This is a genomic window from Actinosynnema pretiosum, assembly GCF_024171695.1.
In the GTDB taxonomy this organism is placed as follows: Bacteria; Actinomycetota; Actinomycetes; order Mycobacteriales; family Pseudonocardiaceae; genus Actinosynnema; species Actinosynnema pretiosum.
The window spans coordinates 176,871-198,392 of the sequence record NZ_JAMTCF010000006.1 but is presented as its reverse complement, the minus strand read 5'-3'; the positions used below and the strand labels follow the sequence as shown (position 1 = coordinate 198,392).

At 76.4% G+C, this 21,522-nt stretch carries 19 protein-coding genes; 7 read left to right on the top strand and 12 right to left on the bottom strand.

The genetic code is table 11. The features are described from left to right. Positions 1–33 precede the first annotated feature (33 nt). From LV78_RS14210 to LV78_RS14185, 6 genes are all read right to left on the bottom strand, one after another. Complete coding sequence (locus tag LV78_RS14210) at positions 34–1,872, bottom strand: HEAT repeat domain-containing protein (RefSeq protein ID WP_253845740.1); 1,839 nt, start codon at positions 1,870–1,872, stop codon at positions 34–36. Positions 1,873–2,728: 856 nt separating this feature from the next. Then, positions 2,729–3,874: a M20 family metallopeptidase gene (locus LV78_RS14205; RefSeq protein ID WP_253845739.1), complete on the bottom strand. Its 1,146-nt coding sequence runs from the start codon at positions 3,872–3,874 to the stop codon at positions 2,729–2,731. A gap of 90 nt (positions 3,875–3,964) precedes the next feature. Continuing rightward, the gene (gene ribD / locus LV78_RS14200; protein WP_253845738.1) at positions 3,965–4,990 is read right to left on the bottom strand and encodes a bifunctional diaminohydroxyphosphoribosylaminopyrimidine deaminase/5-amino-6-(5-phosphoribosylamino)uracil reductase RibD; all 1,026 of its coding nucleotides are present in this window, start codon (positions 4,988–4,990) and stop codon (positions 3,965–3,967) included. A gap of 19 nt (positions 4,991–5,009) precedes the next feature. Beyond that, on the bottom strand, positions 5,010–5,525 hold the full coding sequence (locus LV78_RS14195; RefSeq protein WP_253845737.1) for a MarR family winged helix-turn-helix transcriptional regulator: 516 nt from the start codon (positions 5,523–5,525) through the stop codon (positions 5,010–5,012). Next, positions 5,522–6,229: a GTP cyclohydrolase II gene (locus LV78_RS14190; RefSeq protein ID WP_253845736.1), complete on the bottom strand. Its 708-nt coding sequence runs from the start codon at positions 6,227–6,229 to the stop codon at positions 5,522–5,524. The genes LV78_RS14195 and LV78_RS14190 overlap by 4 nt, the downstream gene beginning before the upstream one ends. 121 nt (positions 6,230–6,350) lie before the next feature. Beyond that, the gene (locus LV78_RS14185; protein ID WP_253845735.1) at positions 6,351–7,040 is read right to left on the bottom strand and encodes a TetR/AcrR family transcriptional regulator; all 690 of its coding nucleotides are present in this window, start codon (positions 7,038–7,040) and stop codon (positions 6,351–6,353) included. Positions 7,041–7,111: 71 nt separating this feature from the next. Between LV78_RS14185 and LV78_RS14180 the strand changes: the two genes are divergently transcribed. Continuing rightward, the gene (locus tag LV78_RS14180; RefSeq protein ID WP_253845734.1) at positions 7,112–8,314 is read left to right on the top strand and encodes an MFS transporter; all 1,203 of its coding nucleotides are present in this window, start codon (positions 7,112–7,114) and stop codon (positions 8,312–8,314) included. Positions 8,315–8,432: 118 nt separating this feature from the next. On the opposite strand, the gene LV78_RS14175 is transcribed toward LV78_RS14180, so the two are convergent. Then, positions 8,433–8,732: a zinc ribbon domain-containing protein gene (locus tag LV78_RS14175; RefSeq protein ID WP_253845733.1), complete on the bottom strand. Its 300-nt coding sequence runs from the start codon at positions 8,730–8,732 to the stop codon at positions 8,433–8,435. Positions 8,733–8,883: 151 nt separating this feature from the next. Between LV78_RS14175 and lexA the strand changes: the two genes are divergently transcribed. Then, positions 8,884–9,543 (top strand): transcriptional repressor LexA, encoded by a 660-nt coding sequence (gene lexA, locus LV78_RS14170; protein ID WP_253845732.1) that lies wholly within the window; start codon positions 8,884–8,886, stop codon positions 9,541–9,543. A 357-nt stretch (positions 9,544–9,900) separates the two neighbouring features. Then, positions 9,901–11,418, top strand: a complete 1,518-nt coding sequence (locus LV78_RS14165) for an ABC transporter substrate-binding protein (protein ID WP_253845731.1) — start codon at positions 9,901–9,903, stop codon at positions 11,416–11,418. Here LV78_RS14165 and LV78_RS14160 read toward each other — a convergent pair. After that, positions 11,415–12,662 carry an FAD-dependent monooxygenase gene (locus tag LV78_RS14160; RefSeq protein WP_253845730.1) on the bottom strand — a complete coding sequence of 416 codons (1,248 nt, stop codon included), beginning with the start codon at positions 12,660–12,662 and terminating at the stop codon, positions 11,415–11,417. The genes LV78_RS14165 and LV78_RS14160 overlap by 4 nt on opposite strands. Before the next feature lie 420 nt (positions 12,663–13,082). Continuing rightward, positions 13,083–14,690, bottom strand: a complete 1,608-nt coding sequence (locus LV78_RS14155; RefSeq protein WP_253845729.1) for a hypothetical protein — start codon at positions 14,688–14,690, stop codon at positions 13,083–13,085. A gap of 154 nt (positions 14,691–14,844) precedes the next feature. Here LV78_RS14155 and LV78_RS41600 point away from each other — a divergent pair, with 154 nt between their 5' ends. From LV78_RS41600 to LV78_RS14140, 3 genes are all read left to right on the top strand, one after another. Further along, complete coding sequence (locus tag LV78_RS41600; protein ID WP_253845728.1) at positions 14,845–16,317, top strand: outer membrane protein assembly factor BamB family protein; 1,473 nt, start codon at positions 14,845–14,847, stop codon at positions 16,315–16,317. A gap of 88 nt (positions 16,318–16,405) precedes the next feature. Beyond that, positions 16,406–16,978: an HD domain-containing protein gene (locus LV78_RS14145; RefSeq protein WP_253845727.1), complete on the top strand. Its 573-nt coding sequence runs from the start codon at positions 16,406–16,408 to the stop codon at positions 16,976–16,978. A gap of 148 nt (positions 16,979–17,126) precedes the next feature. Beyond that, a complete protein-coding gene (locus LV78_RS14140) occupies positions 17,127–17,468 on the top strand; it encodes a helix-turn-helix domain-containing protein (protein WP_253845726.1) in 342 nt (113 codons plus the stop codon). Between the two features lie 35 nt (positions 17,469–17,503). Here LV78_RS14140 and LV78_RS14135 read toward each other — a convergent pair whose 3' ends face one another. Further along, positions 17,504–18,877 carry an NsdA family TPR-like regulatory protein gene (locus tag LV78_RS14135; RefSeq protein WP_253845725.1) on the bottom strand — a complete coding sequence of 458 codons (1,374 nt, stop codon included), beginning with the start codon at positions 18,875–18,877 and terminating at the stop codon, positions 17,504–17,506. 267 nt (positions 18,878–19,144) lie between these two features. On the opposite strand from LV78_RS14135, the gene LV78_RS14130 reads away from it, so the two are divergent. Beyond that, positions 19,145–19,564 carry an SPW repeat domain-containing protein gene (locus tag LV78_RS14130; protein WP_253845724.1) on the top strand — a complete coding sequence of 140 codons (420 nt, stop codon included), beginning with the start codon at positions 19,145–19,147 and terminating at the stop codon, positions 19,562–19,564. 177 nt (positions 19,565–19,741) lie between these two features. Here the strand turns inward: LV78_RS14130 and LV78_RS14125 are convergent, their stop codons facing one another. Together LV78_RS14125 and LV78_RS14120 are read right to left on the bottom strand one after the other, a co-directional pair. Continuing rightward, the gene (locus LV78_RS14125; RefSeq protein WP_253845723.1) at positions 19,742–21,154 is read right to left on the bottom strand and encodes a DUF4419 domain-containing protein; all 1,413 of its coding nucleotides are present in this window, start codon (positions 21,152–21,154) and stop codon (positions 19,742–19,744) included. A gap of 116 nt (positions 21,155–21,270) precedes the next feature. Then, the gene (locus tag LV78_RS14120; protein ID WP_253845722.1) at positions 21,271–21,498 is read right to left on the bottom strand and encodes a hypothetical protein; all 228 of its coding nucleotides are present in this window, start codon (positions 21,496–21,498) and stop codon (positions 21,271–21,273) included. Between the last annotated feature and the right edge of the window lie 24 nt (positions 21,499–21,522).

The following is a 21,522-nucleotide window of genomic DNA, read 5'->3' as shown; positions in this document are numbered from 1 at the left end:
GGTCCGCGTCCCTCGCCGGTCGCCCCTCCCACCTCAGCGCAGCACCTGCGCCGCCGAGGCCCGCAGCGCCTCGTCCTCGGCGATCCGCTCCCGCTCGCCGACGTCCGCCACCCGCCGCCGGGACCCGGCCACGGCGCGCGCCACGACCAGGACCTCCTCGGTGCGCACGCCGATCTCCGCCAGGTGGTGCAGCGCCGCCCCGCGCGGCCGGGTGTAGTCACCGGTCGCCAGCGGGGTCGCGGCCTCCACCAGCAGGGGGACCACTTCGGCGCTCTCACCGGTGATCCGCCACAGCGCGTACGCGGCCTCCACCCGCCGCCAGCCCGTCTCGTCGGGGGTCGCCAGCCGCCGCAGGGTCTCCTCGGCGCCCGCCGCCACCGGGCCGAGCGCGCCCAGCACGCCGATCGTGACGCCGGAGCGGCGCGCCTCGCCCGCCAGCGCGGGCACGTCCGCCTCGCCGTAGCCGTCGGCGGACTTGAGCGCCGCCGTCGCGTACTTGCCGTAGTACCGGTGCCCCACCAGGGTCTCCAGCACCGGTCGCGCCGCGCGCGAGAGCGGTCCCCAGGCCGCCAGCACCCGGCACAGCGCGGCCACCAGCAGCCGGTGCTGCCCAGGGCGGGCCAGCCGGGCCGCGATCGGGCCCACCAGGACGTCGGCGTGCGCCCGCAGCGGGGTCAGCACCTCCTCGGCGGTCGGCTCGCGCAGCCACGGGCCGCAGGCGGTCACCGGGGAGGACCCGGTCGGCCGGTGGGTGTTCAGGTCGAACGGCGTCCGGTCGCCCTCCAGCAGCGCGGCCAGCGCGGGCGCGCAGCGCGGGTCGTGCTGGGCGGCCAGCGCCCACAGGGCCATGTCGCCGGTGGTGTGCGCGGTCGACTCGCCGCGCTCCTCGTGCGCGTCGGGCAGCAGCTCGACCAGGCGGTCGGCGTGCGGGCGGCCCGCCGCGCCCAGGCAGGCCAGCACCGCCGCCGCCCGGTAGCGCACGGCGGGGTGGGCGTCGTGCAGCAGCTCGCCCAGCAGGGGGACCAGGTCCACGTCCCGCCAGGCGTAGAGCAGGCGCAGCGCCACGCCCAGCACCGCCGCCCGGCGCGCGGGGATGCCGTCGCGGGCGACGCGGGTGACGTACGCGGTCATCGCGTCGGGGTCGTCGGCCAGCAGGTCGCCGGTGCTGATCACCAGCTCGGTCAGGTCGTCGCCCAGCCGCCGCGCGTCCTCCGCCCAGGCGGAGTCGACCCACAGCGCGCTGTCCACCGAGGTGACCGCGCCAGCTAAGGCGTCCGCGTCCGCGTGCGCGAGCGGGGCGGCCGGGTCGGTGGCGGCCAGCGCGTGCGCCGCCGCCAGGACCACCTGCGGGTCGTCGTCGGCGAGCAGCCCGGTCAGGTCGAACTCCCGGTCGGCGCGGCCCAGCGCGCGCACCAGGTCGCACCGCACGCGCCGGTCGGTCTCGACGTCCCAGCGCTCGCGCAGCGCGGCCACCGCCTCGGGGCGCCCGAGGCAGGACGCGAGCCTGCCGGTCTGGCGGCGCACCAGTGGATCGGGGTCGGCCAGCAGCGCGAGCAGCCGGGGCCGCACCCCGTCCACCGCCGCGCTCCACGCCGCGTCCGGCTGGCCGCGCTCGGCGATCTGGCGGATCAGCCGCACGACCTGCTCGCGCGCGTGCGCCGCCCCGCCCTCGGCCAGGTCCACCAGGAACGGCAGCGCGACCGGCGCGGCCGACAGGATCCGGCCGCGCGAGGGGCGCAGCAGGTCGCCGAGGTCGACGATCGCGCCGAAGGCGTGCAGCGGGTCCTCCCGCGCGCACTCCTCCAGCAGGTCCGGCACGGTCCCGGCGGGCCCGTAGCCGCCTTCCAGCGACGCCCAGTCGATCTTTCGCACACCCGGCACACTAGGGGCGTCGGGCGGGTGCCGTGGCGGTTTTCCGGCCGGTCCCAGCAAAAAACCGGTTCGGGTCGGCGTGTCCGGCGCGGTGGGTGGAGAAGGCCGGTTCTCCCGTCCGGGAGCGCTACCGCGCGCCGGGGCCGGGCGGGGGTCCGGTCGGACGACCGCGCCCGGCCGGAGCACGCCGAGCGGGGCTGCGCACCGCCTCGGGGGACGCCGGGGTGGCCCCACGGGGGCGGGAGGGTGGTGCCGGGAACGTCCGGTGTGCCGGTCGCGCGCCCCGCCCCCCCCGCGCCCGAGGCACTGCGGCGGCCACGCCTGCCCCGACCCAACGTTCCGCGCACGCGCGCCTGAGGCCCGCGTCCGCCGGGCATCGTGCTGGTCGACGGGCCGTGCTCCCCCCACGTGCGCCCGAGGCGCGCATGATGATCCAGCCCCGTCCGACCACGTGCGTGACCCCGCACGCGCGCCCGAGGCACGCATGGATGCTGCCACCGGGGGATGGCTGTTGCCCCCCGTCTCCACACGCGCCCGAGGCCTGGCATCGCGGCGGTCGGGCACCTCAAACCCGCGTGACCTCCGCACGCGCGCCAGAGGCACGCATAGACACTGCCACCTGGGACGGTTGTTGCCCCCCGTCTCCGCACGCGCCCGAGGTGCCTCTCGGCGGGCGGTGGCTCACCTGCCCCGACGGAAGCCCGGACAACCCCCGTCCTCGCGCTCTGGTCCCCGATCCCGCCCCCAGTGCCCGAGCCCGTCCGCGACACCCCGCCGGGGAGCGTGTCGCAGGTGGGGTGCTTCGCCACCCGGCCGCGCCCGCTCGCTCGGCGGCGCGGCCGGGGTGGCCCGTCCGTCAGGCCAGCGCGTGCAGCACCGCCGCCGTGAGCGCGGTGCGGGTCACCAGGCCGGAGACGGTGGCGTGCTCGTGCCGGGCGTGCGCGCCGTCGCCGATCGCGCCGAAGCCGTCCAGCACGCCGATGCCCAGCGCCGCCACGAAGTTCCCGTCGCTCGCGCCGCCCACCGCCACCTCCGGCAGCGCCAGGCCGTGGCCCTCGGCCGCCGCGCGGGCCACGTCGTACAGCTCGGCCGTGGCCGGGGTGCGCTCCATGACCGGGCGGTTCCAGCCGCCCTCCACGGTCAGCGACGCCTTCGGGTGGCGCGCGGTCAGACCGGCCAGCACGCCGTCCACCCGGTTGATCTCCGCCAGGCTCGACACCCGCACGTCGACCTCGCCGAACGCCTTGCCCGCGATCACGTTCGACCGCGTCCCTCCGCCGATCACGCCGACGTTCACGCTGGTCCCGGCGTCGAGGTCCTGCGCGGCGTGCAGGGTCAGCACGGCCCGCGCCAGCTCGTCCACCGCGCTCGCGCCCCGCGTCGGGTCCAGGCCCGCGTGCGACTCGACGCCCTCGGCGCGCACGGTGAACAGGCCGACGCCCTTGCGCGCCGTCTTCACCGCGCCCTCGGGACCCGCCGCCGCCTCGAACACCAGCGCCCCGCGCGTGCCGACCGCCGCCCGCTCGATCACCTCCCGCGACGCGGGCGAGCCGATCTCCTCGTCGCCGTTGAGCACCAGCCGCAGCGGCGGCAGGGCCAGACCGGCGGCGCGCGCGATCCGCACCGCCCAGAGCAGCTGCACCAGCCCGGCCTTCATGTCGAACACGCCCGGCCCGGTGATCCGGTCGCCGTCGACCGCGAACGGGATCTCCGCGAGCGTGCCCAGCGGCCACACCGTGTCGTAGTGCGCCAGCAGCAGCACCGGAGGAGCGCCGCTGCCCGCGAAGTCCAGCACCCGCGCGTCGCCGTGCGCGCCACCGTCCACAGTGGACGTCGAATCGGCCGGGCCGATCCGCTCGGCGATAAGACCGTCCACGAAGGACAGTCCGCGCCCGAGCGCCGCCTTGTCGTCGCTGGGCGTCTCGACCTCCACGTACCGGCGCAGGTCGTCCAGCATCTCCGGCAGCGCGGCCCGCGCCGCCTCCAGCAGTGCCCCTGTCACGCGCTCTCCCCTCCGCTCGTGGGCCGCGCGAGAGCGGCCAGCACCGGACGGTACTGGTCACGCGCCCGCGCGGGCACCTCCCGGGCGGGATCAGCCGGGCGTCAGGGTGAACCGGACGTTCGGCTCCTCCCCGTCGCCACCGGCGATCACCGCCACGTCCGCCACCACCGGGCGCAGCGCTCCGCCGATGCCGGTGATCCCCAGGTCGCCCACGGCCGCCCGACCGGAGCCCAGCAGCACCGGGGCCACGTACGCGACGACCTCGTCGACCAGCCCGGCGCGCAGGAACGCGGCGGCCACGGTCGGCCCGCCCTCCAGGAACACGTGCCTGCGGCCCCGCTCGAACAGCTCGGCCAGCGCGGCTCGCGGGTCGCGGGTGCGCAGCAGCGCCACCTCCGCCGTCCCGTCGAACAGCCGCAGGGTCGGCGGCAGCTCCCGCTCGCCCAGCACCGCGCGCAGCGGCTGGTGCGCCAGCGGCTCGTCGTCGGCGCCGCGCACGGTCAGCCGGGGATCGTCCACCACGGCCGTCTCGGCGCCCACCAGCACCACGTCGCACCCGGCGCGCAGCCGGTGCACGTCGGCGCGCGCGGCCGAGTTCGAGATCCACCTGCTGGTGCCGTCCGCCGCCGCGCTGCGCCCGTCGAGGCCCGCGGCGAACTTCCAGGTCACCAGCGGTCGCCCGTGCTCGACGCCGAACACCCAGGCCCGGTTCAGCGCGCGGGCGCGGTCGGCCAGCAGGCCGTGCTCGACCTCGATCCCGGCGGCCCGCAAGGTCCCGGTCCCCCCGGTGGCGACCGGGTTCGGGTCGGACTGGGCGAACACCACCCGCCGCACCCCGGCCTCCACCAGCGCGCGGGCGCACGGCCCGGTCCGGCCGGTGTGGTTGCACGGCTCCAGCGTCACCACGGCGGTGGTCCCGCGCGCGGCGGAACCCGCCTTGGCCAGCGCGTCCGCCTCGGCGTGCGCGGTCCCGGCGCCCCGGTGGCACCCCTCGGCGACCACCGTCCCGTCGTCGGCCAGCAGCACGCACCCCACGCGGGGGTTGGGTCCCAGCGGGACCCCCGGCGTCGCGGCCAGCTCCAGCGCCCGCGCCATCGCCTCGTGTTCGGTCAGCACAGCCCGTCCCCTCGTGCCCTCACGGCGTCCCGCACTCCTCGGCCAACCCGTCGGCGAGCAGCGAGGCGATCGCCCGCAGCTCCTCGACCCGCTCCGGGCCGATCCGGTCGAACACCAGCCTGCGCACCTCGGCCACGTGCGCGGGCGCGACGCGCCGCAGCACCGCCAGCCCCTCGTCCGTCAGGGTCGCGTACTGCACCCTGCGGTCCGCACCGCACTGCCTGCGGCGCACCCACCCGCGCTTCTCCATCGCGGCGATCGCGTGGGTCAGGCGGGACGGGCTGGTCGCGGCGAGCCTGGCCAGCTCGCCCATGCTGAGCGTGCGCTCCGGGTGGTCGGAGAGCACGGCCAGCATCGAGTAGTAGGTGTGGCTGATCCCGACCTCGTCCCGCAGCTGCCGGTCCAGCGCCTGCGGGAGCACGCTGACCACCCGCAGCAGCGCCAGCCACGCGGCCATCTCGCGGCCGTCCAGCCAGCGCGGGTCGCCGTCGCCGTCGGTCTCCTCCAGGTCGGCGCGGCCGAGGTCCGCCGTCACGAGGCCAGCTCGGCCCCGACCACGTCACCCAGCCGGGGGTGCACGACCGGGTGGGCCAGGTCGAGGGTGTGCGCGGTGTGGTCGCGCTTGGCGGTCAGGTAGCGGGCGTTGGCGTCCGAGAGGTGCACGCCGGTGGGGACGCGCTCGGTGACGGTGACGCCGTAGCCCTGGAGCTGGACGGCCTTGTCGGGGTTGTTGCTCAGCAGCCGGACGCAGTCTGCGCCCGCGGCGAGCAGCATCTGCGCGGCGGCGCGGTAGTCGCGCTCGTCCTCGCCCCTGCCCAGCGCCACGTTCGCCTCGTAGGTGTCCATGCCGGAGTCCTGGAGCGCGTAGGCGTCGAGCTTGGCGTACAGGCCGATGCCGCGACCCTCCTGGCGCAGGTACAGCAGGAACCCGCCGGTGTCCGCGATGCGCTCGACGGCCTCGCGCAGCTGCGGGCCGCAGTCGCAGCGCTGCGAGCCGAACACGTCACCGGTGAGGCACTCGCTGTGCGGGCGGACCAGGGGAGCGGTCCCGCCCTTCCCGGCGAGCGCCACGGCTGTCTCCCAGTCGCCGAGGCCCAGGAGCAGGTGCTCGCGCTCGTCGGCGAGGCCCCGGAAGGTGAGCACGTCGGCGGTGGTGCGGTAGCCGTCGGGGAACCGCAGCGGGACGCGGACCCTGGTGCGCACGGTCGCGGCGGGGGGCGCGGGGAAGTCGATGGCCATCAGCACTCCAAGTGTTTGAAACTTGAAATGATGCTAGGTCGGTTGGGCTTGAAGCTTCAAGTGAATGGGGGCATGGCGCAGGTCACAGGGGTATCTCGGCATATCGGGGCTGGTCCGGGCGTTACACGCGCCCGTCCGCCTGCCCGGTAACGCGCTGTCCGGTGACGCGCTGCCCGGTGATCCGCTCGACGGCGGCCACGGCGGCGGCCCGGTCGTGCGGCTCGGTGTCCAGCGCGCGGTGGATCGACATTCCCTCGATCAGGGCGTCGAGCAGCCTGGCCGTGAGCGGGTCGAAGTGCCGCTCCAGGGCGCGCCTGCTGGCGGCCATCCACGCGTTGGTGATGTCCCGGCACTCCGGGTCGCGCGCGGCCAGGGTGTACAGCTCGTGCGTGAGCACCAGGTCCCGCTGGGTGCTCAGGGTGTCCACGGTGATGATCTCCACGACCGCGTCGGCGGCCTCCCCGGCGTCCGCTGCGGCGGCCATGCGCGCCTCGAACCCGGCCGCCACGGTCCCCGCGAACCGGCCGAACGCCTCGCGCAGCAGTTGCCGCATCCCGTCGAAGTGGTAGGTCATCGACCCCAGCGGCACCCCGGCCGCGGCGGCGATGCCCCGGTGCGACGCGCCGTCCACCCCGACCTCGGCGATCACGTCCAGGCAGGCGTCGATGATCCGGTCCCGCCTGCCGGGATCGGGCCTGCGCGATCCGGTCGCCCGCGCCGAGGCCTTGGCGCCCGCGCCTCCGGTCCCGCCGTCCCCGGCCTCGGCGTCCGCTTCCCCGCCGCCCCCGGTCCCCGCGTCGTGCTCGCCCACGCCCCGCCTCCCCGGAAATCGTCAGCCGCGCGCAGTGTACAAACGTACACTGGACGGGTAAGAACGTGCCCATGCCAGCTGACACCGATGTCCGCCCCGCTCGGGAGGACGTCCGGGCCCGCGCCGCCGTGGCCGCGATGTTCTTCACCAACGGCGCGCTGATCGCCAACCTCATCCCGCGCTACCCCGAGATCAAGGCCGAGCTGGGCATGGGCAACTCCGCCTACGGCCTCGCCGTCGCCGCGTTCCCGGCGGGCGCGATCGTGGCGGGGCTGGCGGCGGGCGTGCTGGTCCGACGGTTCGGCTCGGCCAGGGTCGCCGTCGTGAGCACCCTGCTCGCCGGGCTCGGCGTCATCGGCGCGGGCCTCGCCCCGGTCACGCTCGCGTTCGCCGCCGCCGGGTTCGTCGCGGGCGCGATGGACTCGATCACCGACGTGGCCCAGAACGCGCACGGCCTGCGCGTGCAGCGCCGCTACCGCCGCTCGATCATCAACTCGTTCCACGCCGTCTGGTCCATCGGCGCGGTGACCGGCGGGGCCATGTCGGCGGGCGCGATCGCGCTCGGGATCGACCGGGCGCCGCACCTGATCGGCGCGGTCGCGCTGCTGGCCGTGGTCGCGCTGACCGCCCTGCGGTTCAGCCTGCCCGGCCCCGAGGACGCCGACCAGCCCGAACCGGTCGCCACCCCCGGCGGCGCGGGCCGGTTCGCCTCGGCGGGCCGGGTCGTGCCGGTGCTCGCGGCGCTCGTGCTCATCGCCACGGCGGGCACCCTCGTGGAGGACGCGGGCAACTCGTGGGCCGCCCTCTACCTCGGCGACCTCGGCGCGCCCGCCGCGCTCGCCGCCGCCGGGTACATCGCGCTGGTGGGCACCCAGTTCATCGGCAGGATCAGCGGCGACCGGCTGGTCGACCGGTTCGGCCAGCGCACCGTGGCCAGGGCGGGCGGGGTGATCGTCGCGGTCGGCTTCGGCCTCGCGCTCGCGCTGCCGACCGTGCCCGGCACCGTCGTGGGCTTCGCGGCGGCCGGTCTGGGCATCGCGACCCTGGTGCCCGCCGCGATGCACGAGGCGGACGAGCTGCCGGGGCTCCGGCCCGGCACGGGGCTGACCGTGGTGTCCTGGCTGATGCGCCTGGGCTTCCTGCTGTCCCCGCCGGTCGTGGGGCTCATCGCGGACGCGTCGAGCCTGCGCTGGGGTCTGGTCGTGGTGCCGATCGCGGGCGTTCTCGTCGTGGCGCTCGCGGGCGTGCTCAAGCAGGGGCGCGCGAACGCCTGACCGGAATCGGGTAGCGGGGTCGGGAGCCCCGAACGGGAAAACCCCTTCTCGCCCGCGTCGGGAGGAAGTCCGATTCGGGGGAAAAGGGGTTTTCGCGCTTTCGAGCGGGGAATTCCGCTCAGAAGTAACCGGGGTGCTGCGGCTGCTGCTGGGGCGCCTGCTGCACGGGCTGCTGCGGCTGCCCGGCGCCCTGCGCGACCAGCTGCTCGGCCTGCTCCTTGGTCAGCTTGCCCTCCGTGCCGCAGAACGTGCACTGCACGACCCGCTTGATCCGCACCGGGAACAGCGGGATGAAGAACAGCGTGAACTTGGTGACGAGCTTGTGCACCGCCTGCGCGGCCGGGTTGCCGCACTGCGCGCACAGCAGCGTCACCATCCCCAGCAGGAAAGCCTTGGTGCGCCAACCCCAGATGACCATCGATACCCCCGGTAGAGTGAAAAGCGGCCCACAGTGTCGCACTTGGACAACCCCTGTCCAGTGTTTTTCCGGTAAATTCCCGCCGGGTCGCGCCACGCCGGGAGCGGTGGCTGCGGCGGACCGGTGAACCGGTGCGCCTAAGATTCGACGGGTGACCGCGCACGACGACTCCGACGACCTCGACCACCTCGACACCTCGGCCCTGCCCGAGCGGCAGCGGCGCGTCCTGGAGGTCATCCGGGACTCGGTCCGGCGGCACGGGTACGCGCCCAGCACCCGCGAGATCGGCGACGCGGTCGGCCTGCGCTCCACCTCCTCCGTCTCCCGGCACCTGGCCGCGCTGGAGGAGCGCGGTTTCCTGCGGCGCGGGACGTCGGTGTCGCGCCCGGTCGACGTGCGGCTGTTCCTGCGCCCCGAGGCGCGCGCCCAGTCCGCCGACGCGGTGGCCGTGCCGGTGGTCGGCCACATCGCGGCGGGCGCGCCCATCGCGGCCGAGGAGCACGTGGACGACGTGCTCACCCTCTCCCGCGACCTGACCGGCCGGGGCACCGTGTTCGCGCTGCGGGTGCGCGGCGACTCGATGGTCGACGCGGCCATCTGCGACGGCGACCTCGTGGTGGTGCGGCAGCAGCACGAGGCGCGCTCCGGGCAGGTCGTCGCGGCGATGATCGACGACGAGGCGACCGTGAAGGTCTACCAGCGGCGCGGCGGGCACGTGGTGCTGGAGCCGAGGAACAAGGACTACCGGGAGATCAACGGCGACCGGGCCACGATCCTCGGGGTCGTGGTCTCGGTCATCCGCAGCGTCTGACCGGTAGCGGCCTGCGGGCGGCGTCCGACCGGACGCCTCCGCCGATCGGGTTTCCCGATCACCCCGATGCGCCGTTCGCGTGCTCCGGTTCCCGCATGCCTCCGCCCCCGCCCCAGGTCGCGTCACCGCCCCGCGCCCGCGTGTGCCCCGAAGGGCCCACCCCGCTGCTCCACCCGCCGCTACCGGCGGTTTCCCGCTGACGGGAAACCGCTTGCCCGCGCCCGCGCGCACCGTGAAGCTGGACCCCGGTGGGCGCGCGCCGCGTTCCCACCCGCAGGCGAAGCCCGGCCGGGCCGGACCAGTACTGTCGATCACGCCGGGAACCGGCCACCGACGTTCCGCCCGGAGGTTCTTCCGTTGCGCACCACCATGACCCGTCGTGGTTTCCTGGCGCTCGCGGGTGGCGCGGCCCTCGCCGGGTGCACCGCCTCGGCCGAGGAGGTCGCGCCCAACGGCCAGGCCACCACCGGCGGCGCGCTGCGCGCCCTGTTCCCCGGCGCGGGCGCGGCCGAGTCGCTGGACCCGCACGTCCCGCCGACCCCGCTGGACCGGGCGCGGCACAAGGCGCTGTTCGACAAGCTGGTCGAGCTGGACGACGACCTGCGGCCGGTGCCCCGCCTGGCCAAGCGCTGGGAGTCCGACGCCGACGCCACCGTGTGGCGCTTCACCCTGCGCGAGGCCCGCTTCCACGACGGCCGGGTGCTCACCCCGGACGACGTGCTCGCCACCCTGGCCCGCGTCACCGACCCGAACGCCCAAGGCCGCGTCGCGCGGTCCGCCCTGGCCGCGCTGGACCTGGCCAACAGCCGGGCCGCCGACGCCACCACGGTCGAGCTCGCGCTGACCGCCCCCACCGCCGAGCTGCCCGCCCTGCTCGCGGGCGCGGGGACCGCGATCGTCCCCGCCGACTACGCCGACCCGGCCAAGGCCGTGGGCACCGGCCCGTTCGCCCTCGCCGCGTTCGAGCCGGGGCGGCTGCTGGTCGCGCGCGCGTTCGCCGACCACTGGGACGGCGCGCCGCACCTGGCCGAGCTGCACGTGCTGACGGCGGGCGACGAGGCCGCGCGGGTCGCGGCGCTGCGCGCGGGCGGGGCCGAGTACGCGCACGGCCTCGGCCCCGCGTTCGTGGACGCGGCCGGTTCGTCGCTGCGCGCGCTCACCGCGCGGGGCGGCGTCGCGCACGGCTTCGCGATGCGCGCCGACCGGGCCCCGTTCGACGACCCCCGCGTGCGCGCGGCGTTCCGCCTGCTGGCCGACCGGACCGCCCTGGTCGGGCAGGTGCTCGGCGGGCGCGGCGAGGTGGGCAACGACCTGTTCGGCAAGGGGTTCCAGCACTACGCGGGCGACCTGCCGCAGCGCCTGCGGGACGTGGCCGCCGCGCGGGAGCTGCTGCGCGGCGCGGGCGCCGGGGACCTCGCGGTCACCCTGCGCACCACCGAGCTGCCGGTCGTGCGGGAGGCCGCCGAGCTGTACGCGGGGCAGCTGCGCGAGGGCGGGGTCGCGGTGACCGTGGAGGTCCGCCCCGAGGCGACCTACGCGGCCGAGCGGGCGGCGGGCGACGGCCTGTGGAGCTACTGGGCCGAACCGACCACGATCCCCGGCCACCTGGAGTCGGCGGAGGAGCGGGCCGTGACGGGCTGGCGCGACCCGGAGCACGACCTCGCGCTGGAGCAGGCGAGGTCCACTGTGGACTCTGCCACGCGCGGCGAGCTGTACCGGCGGGTGCAGCGGGTCCGGCACGACCAGGGCGCGCTGCTGGTGTGGGGCCACGCGGACGCGGTCGCGGGCACGACGGCCGCCGTGCGCGGTGTCGCGGCGGCCAGGCAGGACACCGACGGGTGGGCGAGGTTCGACCGGGCCTGGCTGTCGGCCTAGTCCACTGTGGACGATCGTCCGAGGATCGCCTGCGACGGCGGCGGGACGCGCAGCGCGCGCAGGGACCGGCGCGCGCTGAACCTGGCCAGTCCCGGAACGCTGCCCTGGACGCGGATCGGCAGCGGCGCGCCGGGACTGCGCTCGGCCAACCGCCTGGCCACCCCGCGCTCGACCCGCACCTGCATCCGCTGCTCCCCGGCCACCAGCGCGCCACGGGAGCGCTGCACCCCGCTCGCCGCCGCGTCGATCGCGCGCGCGTCACCCCGCAGCAGCGGTTCGACCAGCAGGTTCGCCGCCTCGGCGGCGTCGATCATGGCGAAGTTGATCCCGTTGCCGCCCACCGGGGAGATCACGTGCGCGGCGTCCCCGACGAGCAGCAGCCCCGGCCTGCTCCACCGGTCCACCTCGGTGATCCGGATCGGCAGCAGGGTGAGCTGGCCGGGCTCGCGCAGCTCCGCCACCCGCGCGCCCAGCCACGGCGTCCGCCGCCGCACCAGGTCCTTCAGCGGCTCGACCCCGGCGTCCCGGAGCGCCCCGAACCGCCCGGCGGGCAGGGTGAACCCGATCTGCCAGGTGTCGCCCTGCCCGAGCAGCCCGACCACCGCGCCCGGCTCGGTGATCAGCGCGAGCTGCCCGGCCCCGCTCGGGTCGTCGGGCAGCCGGGGCACGGCGAACCAGCAGATGTCGATGTTCGAGGCCAGCTCGGCGGGGGTGAGGTCGGATTCCCGCAGCACCTTGGAGTTGCGCCCGTCCGCGCCCACCACGAGGTCGGCCCGCAGCTCGTGCTCGACCCCGTCCCGCCGGTACCGGACCCCGTCGACGCGACCGGCGCCGTCGTGCAGGAGCGCGCTGAACCGGGCGCCCATCTCGACCCGGAAACCGCTGTGCCGCTGGGCCTTCTCGACCAGGAACGGCAGGAACCGGGCCTGCGGGATCAAGGCGTAGTAGGGGAAGCGCGGACTGCTGCCCCGGTAGTCGGCGATGGTGTATCGCTTCTCGGGCGTCCACCACTCGAACGTCGTGGCCCGCCCGTGCGGGATGGTGGCGAGCAGCTCCTCGGCGAGCCCGAAGCGGTGCAGGTAGTCCAGCACGGGAGGCGCGACGCTGTCCCCCCGGAACCGCCGGTCGAAGTCCTTGCGGGCCTCCAGGAGCACCACCCGCACCCCCGCGCGGGCCAGCAGGTAGGCCAGCAGCACCCCGCCGGGCCCACCACCGACGACCACGACATTGGTCCGCTCGGTCATGGCGCACCTCCCTGATCGCAACGTATCGCCGAGGGGGAGGGGCGGCACGACGGGCGGTGGGCCGACCTCGGAGCGTGTTCGAGAAGTTTGCTGATCTTGGTCGGCGCACCTGCGTGACCGTCACCCGCTGGGCCTACGGCAGGTGAGCACCCGGCGGACGCGGCAGGCGTGCGTTCAGCCGCAGCGGTTGCCGAACGACCGGATTTCCCCGTGACGTGCAGGCGCCGCACTGCGATCCTGTCCGGGTGACCCCCATCCGCTCCGTCGTCCTGGTCGGGCTGTTCTCGGCGAAGGACCGCGACCACCAGGCCCGCCTCGACCTCGCCCAGGCCGGGGCCGCAAAGCCGGTAGCCGTCGCGGTCGCCGATAGCCGCGCCGAATCGGTGGCGACGAATCGGCAGCGACCTCTCGAACACGCTCTCAGGAGTGGCCGCCCCCGTGCGACTTCGTCAGCCGGTCGAAGACGAAGTACTTGATGCCGAAGGCGTCGGCGGGTGTGTCGACCTTCGCCGTCGCCGAGCGCAGGCGCACGTCCGCGCTGCCCGACAGCCCCACGGCCCTGGCGTCCGCGTCGGAGAGCTTGACGATGTAGTGCGCGCCCCTCTCCTTCACCCCGCTCTCGCCGACCGCCCTCACCGCCTTGCCGTGCACCAGCGCCGCCTGCAGCGCGTCCAGCACCTCGTCGGTCAGCTTCCCCGCCAACCCGACCCGGTCGATCCGGCCGTAGCGGTGGCTCTCGAACCGGAAGTGCACCTGGCCGTCCTGCACCAGGGACGGCTCCTCGCCGGTGCGGTGCCCCGGCGGGGCGACCACCGGGTCGGGTTCCCAGCTCGGGAGGTGGTGCTCCGCAGCGGGCGCGGACGGGCGCGCGGCCTTCCCCTCCCGGCGCAGCCGCGCTTCCCGCTGGTGCTTGGTCTCGCCCCGGTGGGGGTTCACGACGTCCGCCGCGCGCGCGTCGTCCACCGCCGCCAGCAGCGCCCCCAGCGCCTCGTCGAGCCCGGTCGCGCCCGCCACGCCCTCCCGGCAGGCCCCCTCGTACCTCAGGGTCTGCCTGGTGGTCCTCAGCGCGTCGCGCAGCTCGGCGAGCGGGGCGGCGCCCGCGCCGAGGTCCACCTCTCCCCGGCACACCTCGCGCAGTTCCGCGAGCTTCGCCGCGAGCCGCTTCTCCAGCGTCGCCGTCGCCCGCAGGTCCGACTCGGCCGTCTCCTCCCGCAACCACCGCAGCAGCCGTCCCCGTGCGTCGTGCGCCACGCGCTCCCGTGGGAAGTCCGCCGTGCCCTCGCCCGTGCGCGCGTCGTAGAAGACGTCCCCCTCGTCGACCTCGCCCATGACGACGTCGAGCGCGCTCCCCAGCTCCCGCCGGTTCGCCAGCGCGGCCCGCTCGCCGTGCGCCAGGGCGTCCGCCCGCTGCACCCGGTCCAGGTAGGCCTCCAGGAAGTCCAGGTAGTCGACGCCCCAGTCGGTCACCAGGTCGAGCACGTCGCGGATGTGGTCCACCCCGGTCGCCACCCCCGCGCCCGCGCCGAGCCCGTGCAGGACGTCCACGAGCTTCCCGCCCACGTGCGCCGGGACGTGCGCCTCCGCGACCAGGTCCCAGAACGCCGGTGACAGCCGGGCGTCGCCCAGCAGCCGGGCGATCCGCAGGACCCCGCCGGGCGATGCCCGGTGCGCGCGGTGGACGTCGAAGGCCCAGAACCGCAGCGCGGTGCTCGGCGTGAAGACCCCGTACCGGCCGACGACCAGCGCGTCCAGCCGGTCGCGGGCGGCGCGGTCGGTCGAGCGGGCGGCCAGGAAGTCCGGCCAGGTCAGCCCGGACGAGGCGAGGACCTGCAGCAGCAGTTCCGGTGGGAGGTCCCGCAGCGCGGGCGTCCGCTGCACCACCGGGGCCCCACCGCCCAGCGCGCCCGCCAGCGCCCGGTTGCCCGCCGCGCCCGCGCGGCCCAGGAGCGCGGTGGCGGGCGCGGCGCGGTGAGCGCCGGTGGCCTGGCCGGGGGAGTGCCGGTCGGAGTGCTCGGGCGTTCTCCTCATCCGCCCGGTTGTACTCGCCCGCGCCCGCGACGTGCCCGACCCGACGCCGCTGTCCCCTGTTCGGCCGCCGTTCCCGGTGGGCCGATCGGGGAACGGCCCGGCCCGGCGCGCCGTCCCACCGGGTGTGGGGCGCTGCGCGGTGGTGACGGGTGGGGTGTGCGCGGTCGTCGCGCCGCTGCTGCCAGGTGGTGCGGCCGGGAGCGCCGGGCTCGACCTCGCCGGGGGTTCGGCGGCGGTCGCGCTCGGGGCGCTGCTGGCGTTCGGGAGCGGTCGCCGGGTCAGGGTGGCGGCGCTGGTGGTGGCCGTGCTCGCGCTGGCGGTCGCGGTGACCGGGCTGGTGCTGGACGTGCGGACCGGGGTGCCCGGCTCGGGGTGGCCGGTGCTCGCGGTCGGCGCGTCGGCCGTCGCGGCCGGGGCGTGGTGGTCGCGGTCCTGGCGGCCCGCCCTGCTCGGGGTCGGGGGCGCCGCGCTGGTGCTCGGGGCCGCCCTGGTGGCGCCTTCCGCCGCCGACGGGCTCGCCACCTCGGCGACCACCGCCGCCGCCGCCGGTGGCGAGCCCGCCGCCACCGCCGAGCGGCCGGGCGGTCGGCGCTGGCGCTGGGAGCCCGACGCGCCCGTGGTCGACCTCGCCGCCGCCGGGCGCGGGGTCGTCGTCGCCACCTCGGACGGGGCCGTCACCGCGCTCGACGGGACCAGCGGCGCCCCGCGCTGGCGCTACGCCCGTCCCGGTGCGGCCGTCGGCGCCCTGCTCGTCTCGCCCGACCGGCGCGCCGTGGTGGTCGCCTTCCGCTCGCCGCACGACACCCGCGCCCAGCTCCTCGTCGTGCTGGACGCGGCCACCGGCTCGGTCCGGTTCGACCGGCTGGTCCGCTCCGCGCTGGTCGAGACCGACCAGGTCCACCCCGGTCGGCGGGTGCTCGCGATCCGCGAGGACGACGGGCTGGCGGGCTACGACCTGACCACCGGCGACGAGCGCTGGCGCTGGCGGCCGGGCGAGGGCTGCCGGTCCGACTACGCGCGCGTGGTGCCCGGCGACGGGGTCGTGCTCGCGCCGCTGGTCTGCGCGGACACCGCCGGGGTGGTCGCGCTGGACGAGGACGGCGGCGCGGTGCGGTGGCGGCACGAGGCCCCGGTCGTGCCCGGCGACGGGTACGGGCCGGTGGTCCAGCTGTTCGGCTCGCCGGACGGGGCCGTGGTCCGGGTGCGCGTCGAGGGCGTCGGCGACGGCGGCGACGTCGTGCTGGGCGGCGCGGACGGGCGCGAGCTGCTCCGGGTGGACCCGAGCCGGTGGGTGCGGGTGGACGTCGGCGCGACCCCGCTCGCCGAGGTCGAGGACGGGCCCGAGGTGCGGGAGCGGGCCGCCGTCGACCCCGGCGGCGGGCTCCGGCCGCTGCCCGTCGCGCGCTGCCTGCGCCGGGGGCCGGACGCCACCACCGGCGCGACCTACCTGCGGGTGTGCGAGCGCGACGGCTCGGTGGCGCTGCTGGCGCAGTCCTGGGACGGGGCGACCACCGAGACCGCGCTGGACGTCGGCGGGGGACCGGGCGTGCTGCTCGTGCCCGCGCCGGGCGCGGTGGTGCTGGCCGGGAGGGGCTCGACGGGCGCGGTGGTCGGCCTGGCCCCGTGAGCGGGGCGGAACCGGGTGTTGGCCGGGAGTTCGCCCGGTGGCGACCCGCGCGCAACCCCGGCGGTGGTCCGGCGGCCGACAGGGTGGCGTGAGCATCGACGTCGACCGGGCCCGCGCGGTGGCCGGGCGGTTGCTGGGCGGGGACCGGTGGGCGCACGTGCGGGGGGTCGCGCGGCGCGCGGCCGAACTCGCGGCGACCGTGCCCGAGAACGACCGGGGGCTGCTGGTCTGCGCGGCCTGGCTGCACGACGTCGGGTACGCGGAACCGCTGCGGGACAGCGGTTTCCACCCGCTCGACGGCGCCCGGCGCCTGGAGCGGGACGGCTGGCCGCCCCGGCTGGTCGGCCTGGTCGCGCACCACTCCGGCGCGAGCCTGGTCGCCGCCGTGCTCGGGCTGGACGACGAGCTGGCCCGCTACCCGCGCGAGGACGGCCCGGTGGCCGACGCGCTCACCCACACCGACCAGACCACCGGCCCGACCGGCCGACGGGTGAGCGTGCCCGACCGGTTGGCGGAGGTGCTGGAGCGGCACGGGCCCGGCTCGCCGAACGCACTCGCGCACCCGGTGCGCGCGCCCCGGCTGCTCGCGGTCGCCGACCGCGTCGAGCGGCGGCTGGCCCGCCTCGCCACCGCCGGGGTCACGGGCCCCGAACACTGGTGAAACCATTGCGCCGCAATGGTTTTCCGCGTTCCGGGAGAAACCGGGCACCGGGGTCCGGGGCCGCAGCACTGCGGCCCCGGACCCCGCCCCCGCCCCTATGCTGCTGGCGTTCCGCAGGACTTCGCCCACATCTCCCCCGGAGAGCGCCGTGCCACAGCGGGAGAACGCCGGTCGCATCGACCCGAGCGTCGCGTCCACCGTCCGGGAGTTCGCCGCGCACCTGCGGCGCCTGCACGCCGAAGCCGGGGAGGTGTCGCTGCGCAAGCTCGCCGAGCGCGCCGGGCCGCCCCGCGACGGCGTGCCGTTCTCCAAGACCACGATCTCCGAGGTGCTGGCCGGGAACCGCTTGCCCAGCAGGGAGTTCGTGGAGAAGTTCACCGACGCGTGCGGCGTCGCCGAGGGCGGCCGGGCGGTGTGGCTGGCCACCAGGGACCGGGTCGCCTCGAACCGGCCCGCCCGCGCCAGGGCGAGCCGGTGGGCCCGGCGCTGACCCCGGTGGGCGGCAGGCGCGCCGCCCACCGGGGCTCACACCGCCAGCAGCCCGTCCAGCGACTCCGCCAGCCTGGCCGCGTCCGCCGACCTGGCCGCGTCCGCGCGGGCCCGCCTGGCCAGCGGCCTGATCCGGTCCACCGTGCGCGTGGAGCTGATCCGGCCGGTGACCGGCAGCACCCGGCGCACCATCCGCTCCGCCTCCGCGTGCTCGCCCTGCACGATCCGCACCCCCAGCAGCGAGATCAGGTCGAACAGGTTCGACCGCGCGTAGGTGTCCCGGTTGCGCAGCCGCAGCGCCGCGTCGATGTGCGGCTCCGCCCGCCCGGCCAGCGCCGGGTCGCGCTCGGCGAGCGTGCGGTAGGACAACCCGGCCATCCCGGACAACCCGGCCTGGTCGAAGTACCCCAGCCACGACGGCGCGTCCCCGGCCACCGCCCGCGAGAAGCGCTCCTGCGCCACCCCGACCGCCCGCTCCACCCGGCCCGCGTCGCCGAGCGCGGCCCACGCCCACGCCTCGCAGGTGCCCAGCATCGCCTGCTCCGCCTCGGCGATCCGCCCGCCCGCCCCGCGCCGGGCCAGCGCGACCAGCGCCAGCGCCTCGCGCGGCTTGCCCACGTGCACCATCTGCCGCGCCATCCGCGACAGCACCTCCACGCCGAGCCGCTGGTCGCCTGCCCGCTTCGCGCAGTGCAGCGCGAAGGTGAAGTACCGCTGCGCCGTGCCCTGGAGCCCGACGTCGTGCGACATCCACCCGGCCAGCCGCGCCAGGTCCGCCGTGGACCGGAACAGCCGCCTGCCGATCTGCTCCGGGTAGGTGTGCTCCAGCAGGTCCGTCATGGCCTTGAGCTGCCCCACGACGGCCTCCCGGTACAGCCCGCCGCCGACCTTCGCGTCCCACGTCCAGAACGTCCCGGTCGCCGCCTCGATCTCGGCGATCTCCGCCGTCCCGATCCGCCCCGGCGACGCGGTGGGCGAGGCGTGCGCCCGCACCGGGTCGAGCCACCCGCGCAACCGGTTCTCCAGCACCGCGCCCGTGGCCAGCGCCGCGGTGGTGCCGAGGACGTCCCTGCGTTTGATCATCAGATCGCTCCTGGTGAAGTCCTGCAGCGCGGTGACCAGCCCCCGCTGGTCCCACCCCAGCTCGGAACCGGGCGGTGCGCCCGACCCGAGACCGAGGTCCTCCGGGCCGACGGGCCTGCCCAGCCGCTCGCTGAACAGCGCGGCGAGCAGCTCGGGCACCGGCTGCCTCGGCCGCTCGCCCTCCAACCACCGCCGCACCCGCGAGCTGTCCGGGGCCACGTTGCAGCCCCGCGCCTGGCCGAGCCGGGTCACCGCGCGCGCCAGTTCGCGCTGCGTCCACCCGGTCTGGCGGAACCAGCGCAGCAGCGCCTCGTTTCGCCGGGCCATCACGTCCCTCCCCGCGCCGTGCCGTCCAGGCCAGCGTGCACAGCGGACGTGGCCCCCACCACCGGGACGGCCCATGCGCCACCCCTCCGCCAAGCCCCCCGGCCTGGTCCGAGCGGCCCAACCCGGCCGCCGTCTTGCGGTTCGCTGACGACTGGGCCGTTCGGCCCCGCGAGCGGTCGTCCTGCTGGTACACAGTGGACTCTGGCGGGCCTACGCGCTCTCCCCCTTCCCCAGGCCGCCAGGTCCCCACCTCGCAAGGAGCTGTTCGTGGAACCCATCGGGTCCATCCCCCTGCCCGCAGCCGTGCCGACGCCCGAGCACGCGTCGGCCCCGCTGGGGGCCAAGTTCGCCGTGGCCGCGTTCGGCCTCGGTCTGTGGTTGATCACCTCGCCGTTCCTGCTCGGCTTCGGCGTCACCTCCACCCGTCTCGGCGGGTGGAACAACGCGATGGTGGTCGGCGCGGTCGTGCTGGTCGTCGCGCTGGGCGGCATGATGGCCCCGGCCGACACCCCCTGGTTCGGCCACGTGCTGGCGCTGCTGGGCGCGTGGGTCGTGGTGTGCCCGCTGGTGCTGGGCTACCACGAGAAGCTCGACCCGGCCCGCGCCCTGCTCAACCACGCCGTCTCCGGCGCGGCGCTGCTGGCGATCGGCGTCGGGGCGGTCCTCGCGATGCGCCGCCGCCGCTGAGCGGTTCTCGTTGTGGCGCAAGGCACACCGGGCGGGGCGGCTTGATCGAACCAGTGGTCCGCGTCACGGCGCGGAGCGGGCGCGGGCGGCCGGAGCGCCGCCGCCCCGACGACTCCGCGCCGCCGGGTAACCGCGCGGGGCGGCCCCCGCGCCCGGTCCCGCGAGCTGCGCGCCCCGTCACGGCAGCGGTCTCCCGGTCGGGATCGCGCCGCCGCCGTCCAGCACCTGGGACAGCAGCCGCGCGAGCGAGTCGCCGTGGTCGGTCAGCCCGTCCGGCGCTGCCGGGTCGAAGGTGACGTACCGGCTCTCCCCGCGCGAGTGGACCTGCAGCAGCCCCAGCGCCAGGCCGCCGGGCAGGTCGCCCAGCACCAGCAGGGCCTCGTCCTCGCCGCGCTCGACCCACTCGTGCCCGGAGGGCGGGCGCAGCCGCCACGCGCCGTCGAACAGCGCCGCCGACCCGATCCTGCGGTGCAGCGCCACGAGCTCCGGGGAGACCGCCGTCAGCGACGGCTCGGGCGCGGCGGTGGTGTGCTCGGCGACGATCCGGTCCACCACGTCGTCGATCTCGGGCGCGCCGTCCGCCTCCACGTGCCAGCCGGAGACCGGGCGCAGCGCGCCGTCCGCGTCCTGGGCGACCGCGACCAGCCCGGCGCGCAGCGCGAACGCCCGGCCGGTCCCGTCGAGCCCGATCCCGTTGACCCGCACCGAGGACAGCGTGGCGGGCGCCGCGTCCGTGGTGATGCCGACCGGGATCCGCTGCTCGTGCTTGCGCTTCCCGGTGAGCGGCAGTTCCAGCAGCGGGTTCGGCCGGTCGAAGGCGCCGTCGCCCTTGACGTACGGGTAGAAGCGGGCGATCCAGCCGGTGACGACCTCGCCGTCGTAGGTCTCGGCGGGCTTGTGGATCCGCCGCCAGAACGCGACGTCCACGTCCCCCTCCGAGGCGCGCGTGAACTGCTCCAGGACCGGCCCGAGCGACGCGGCCCACCGCTCCAGCCCGAAGCGCGGCAGCTCCTCGATCCGCTCCCGGATCTTCCACCAGTCGTCGGGCGTGCCGGTGAGGGTGATCTCGGGGATGCCGCAGACGGAGATGAACCACAGCGCGAAGTACGGCGAGTGCGCGTCCAGCAGCACGATCCGGCCCGCGATCCGGTCGACCTCGGTGCTGGTGGAGAAGTCGCACTCGAACAGCCCGGCGCCGGGGGCGCCCTCGTGGGTCAGGGCGGTGAACCCGTCGACCAGGGTCGCCCACTCCTCGGCGGTCTCCGGCCGGCGCGCCACCTGCACTGCCAGGTCGCGCCGCCCCTGGTGGCGGACCAGCTGGGACCGGAACCGCTCGGGGTCGAGCCGGATGTGCTGGGCAAGGCCTGCCGCGATGGTCAGCCAGATCGCGTCCGGCGTCAGGACCAGCGGCCGGTGTTCGGCGAACGCCAGCGCGGTGGCGTGCAGCAGCGGGTGGACGCCCGCCGGTTCCAGCACCGGCAGGTCCGGGTCGCCGCCGAGCGCGAGCGCGTCCGGGAACAGGGCGCGCAGCGCGGTGGTGGGCAGCGGGGCGGCGGCGGGGACCACGTCGTCGACGGCGAACGTTGGCATGTCCCGACGGTAATGCGCAACGTTGCCACGCGCCCCCGGTTTACCTCAGCCCGCAGGCGCCCCGGCCGCGCCCAGCGGTCCGGCCCGCGCGGTCGCCACCCGCTCCGCGCGCCCGCTCACCGCCGCTCCTGCCCCTGCTCCCTCCGCCGCCTCGCCCGCTGCGACAGCGCGACCAGCACCCCGACCCCGGCCAGCACCGCCCCGAGCACCAGCAGGATCTCCAGCAACCCCGGCTGCCCGGCCGCCGCCGACCGCCAGGCCAGCGCCAACCCCGCCCTGACCGCCAGCAGCCCCACCACGACCACCACCGCCACACCCACGACCAGCGCGATCCGCCGTTCCACCCGGCACCCCTCCCGTTCCGCGAA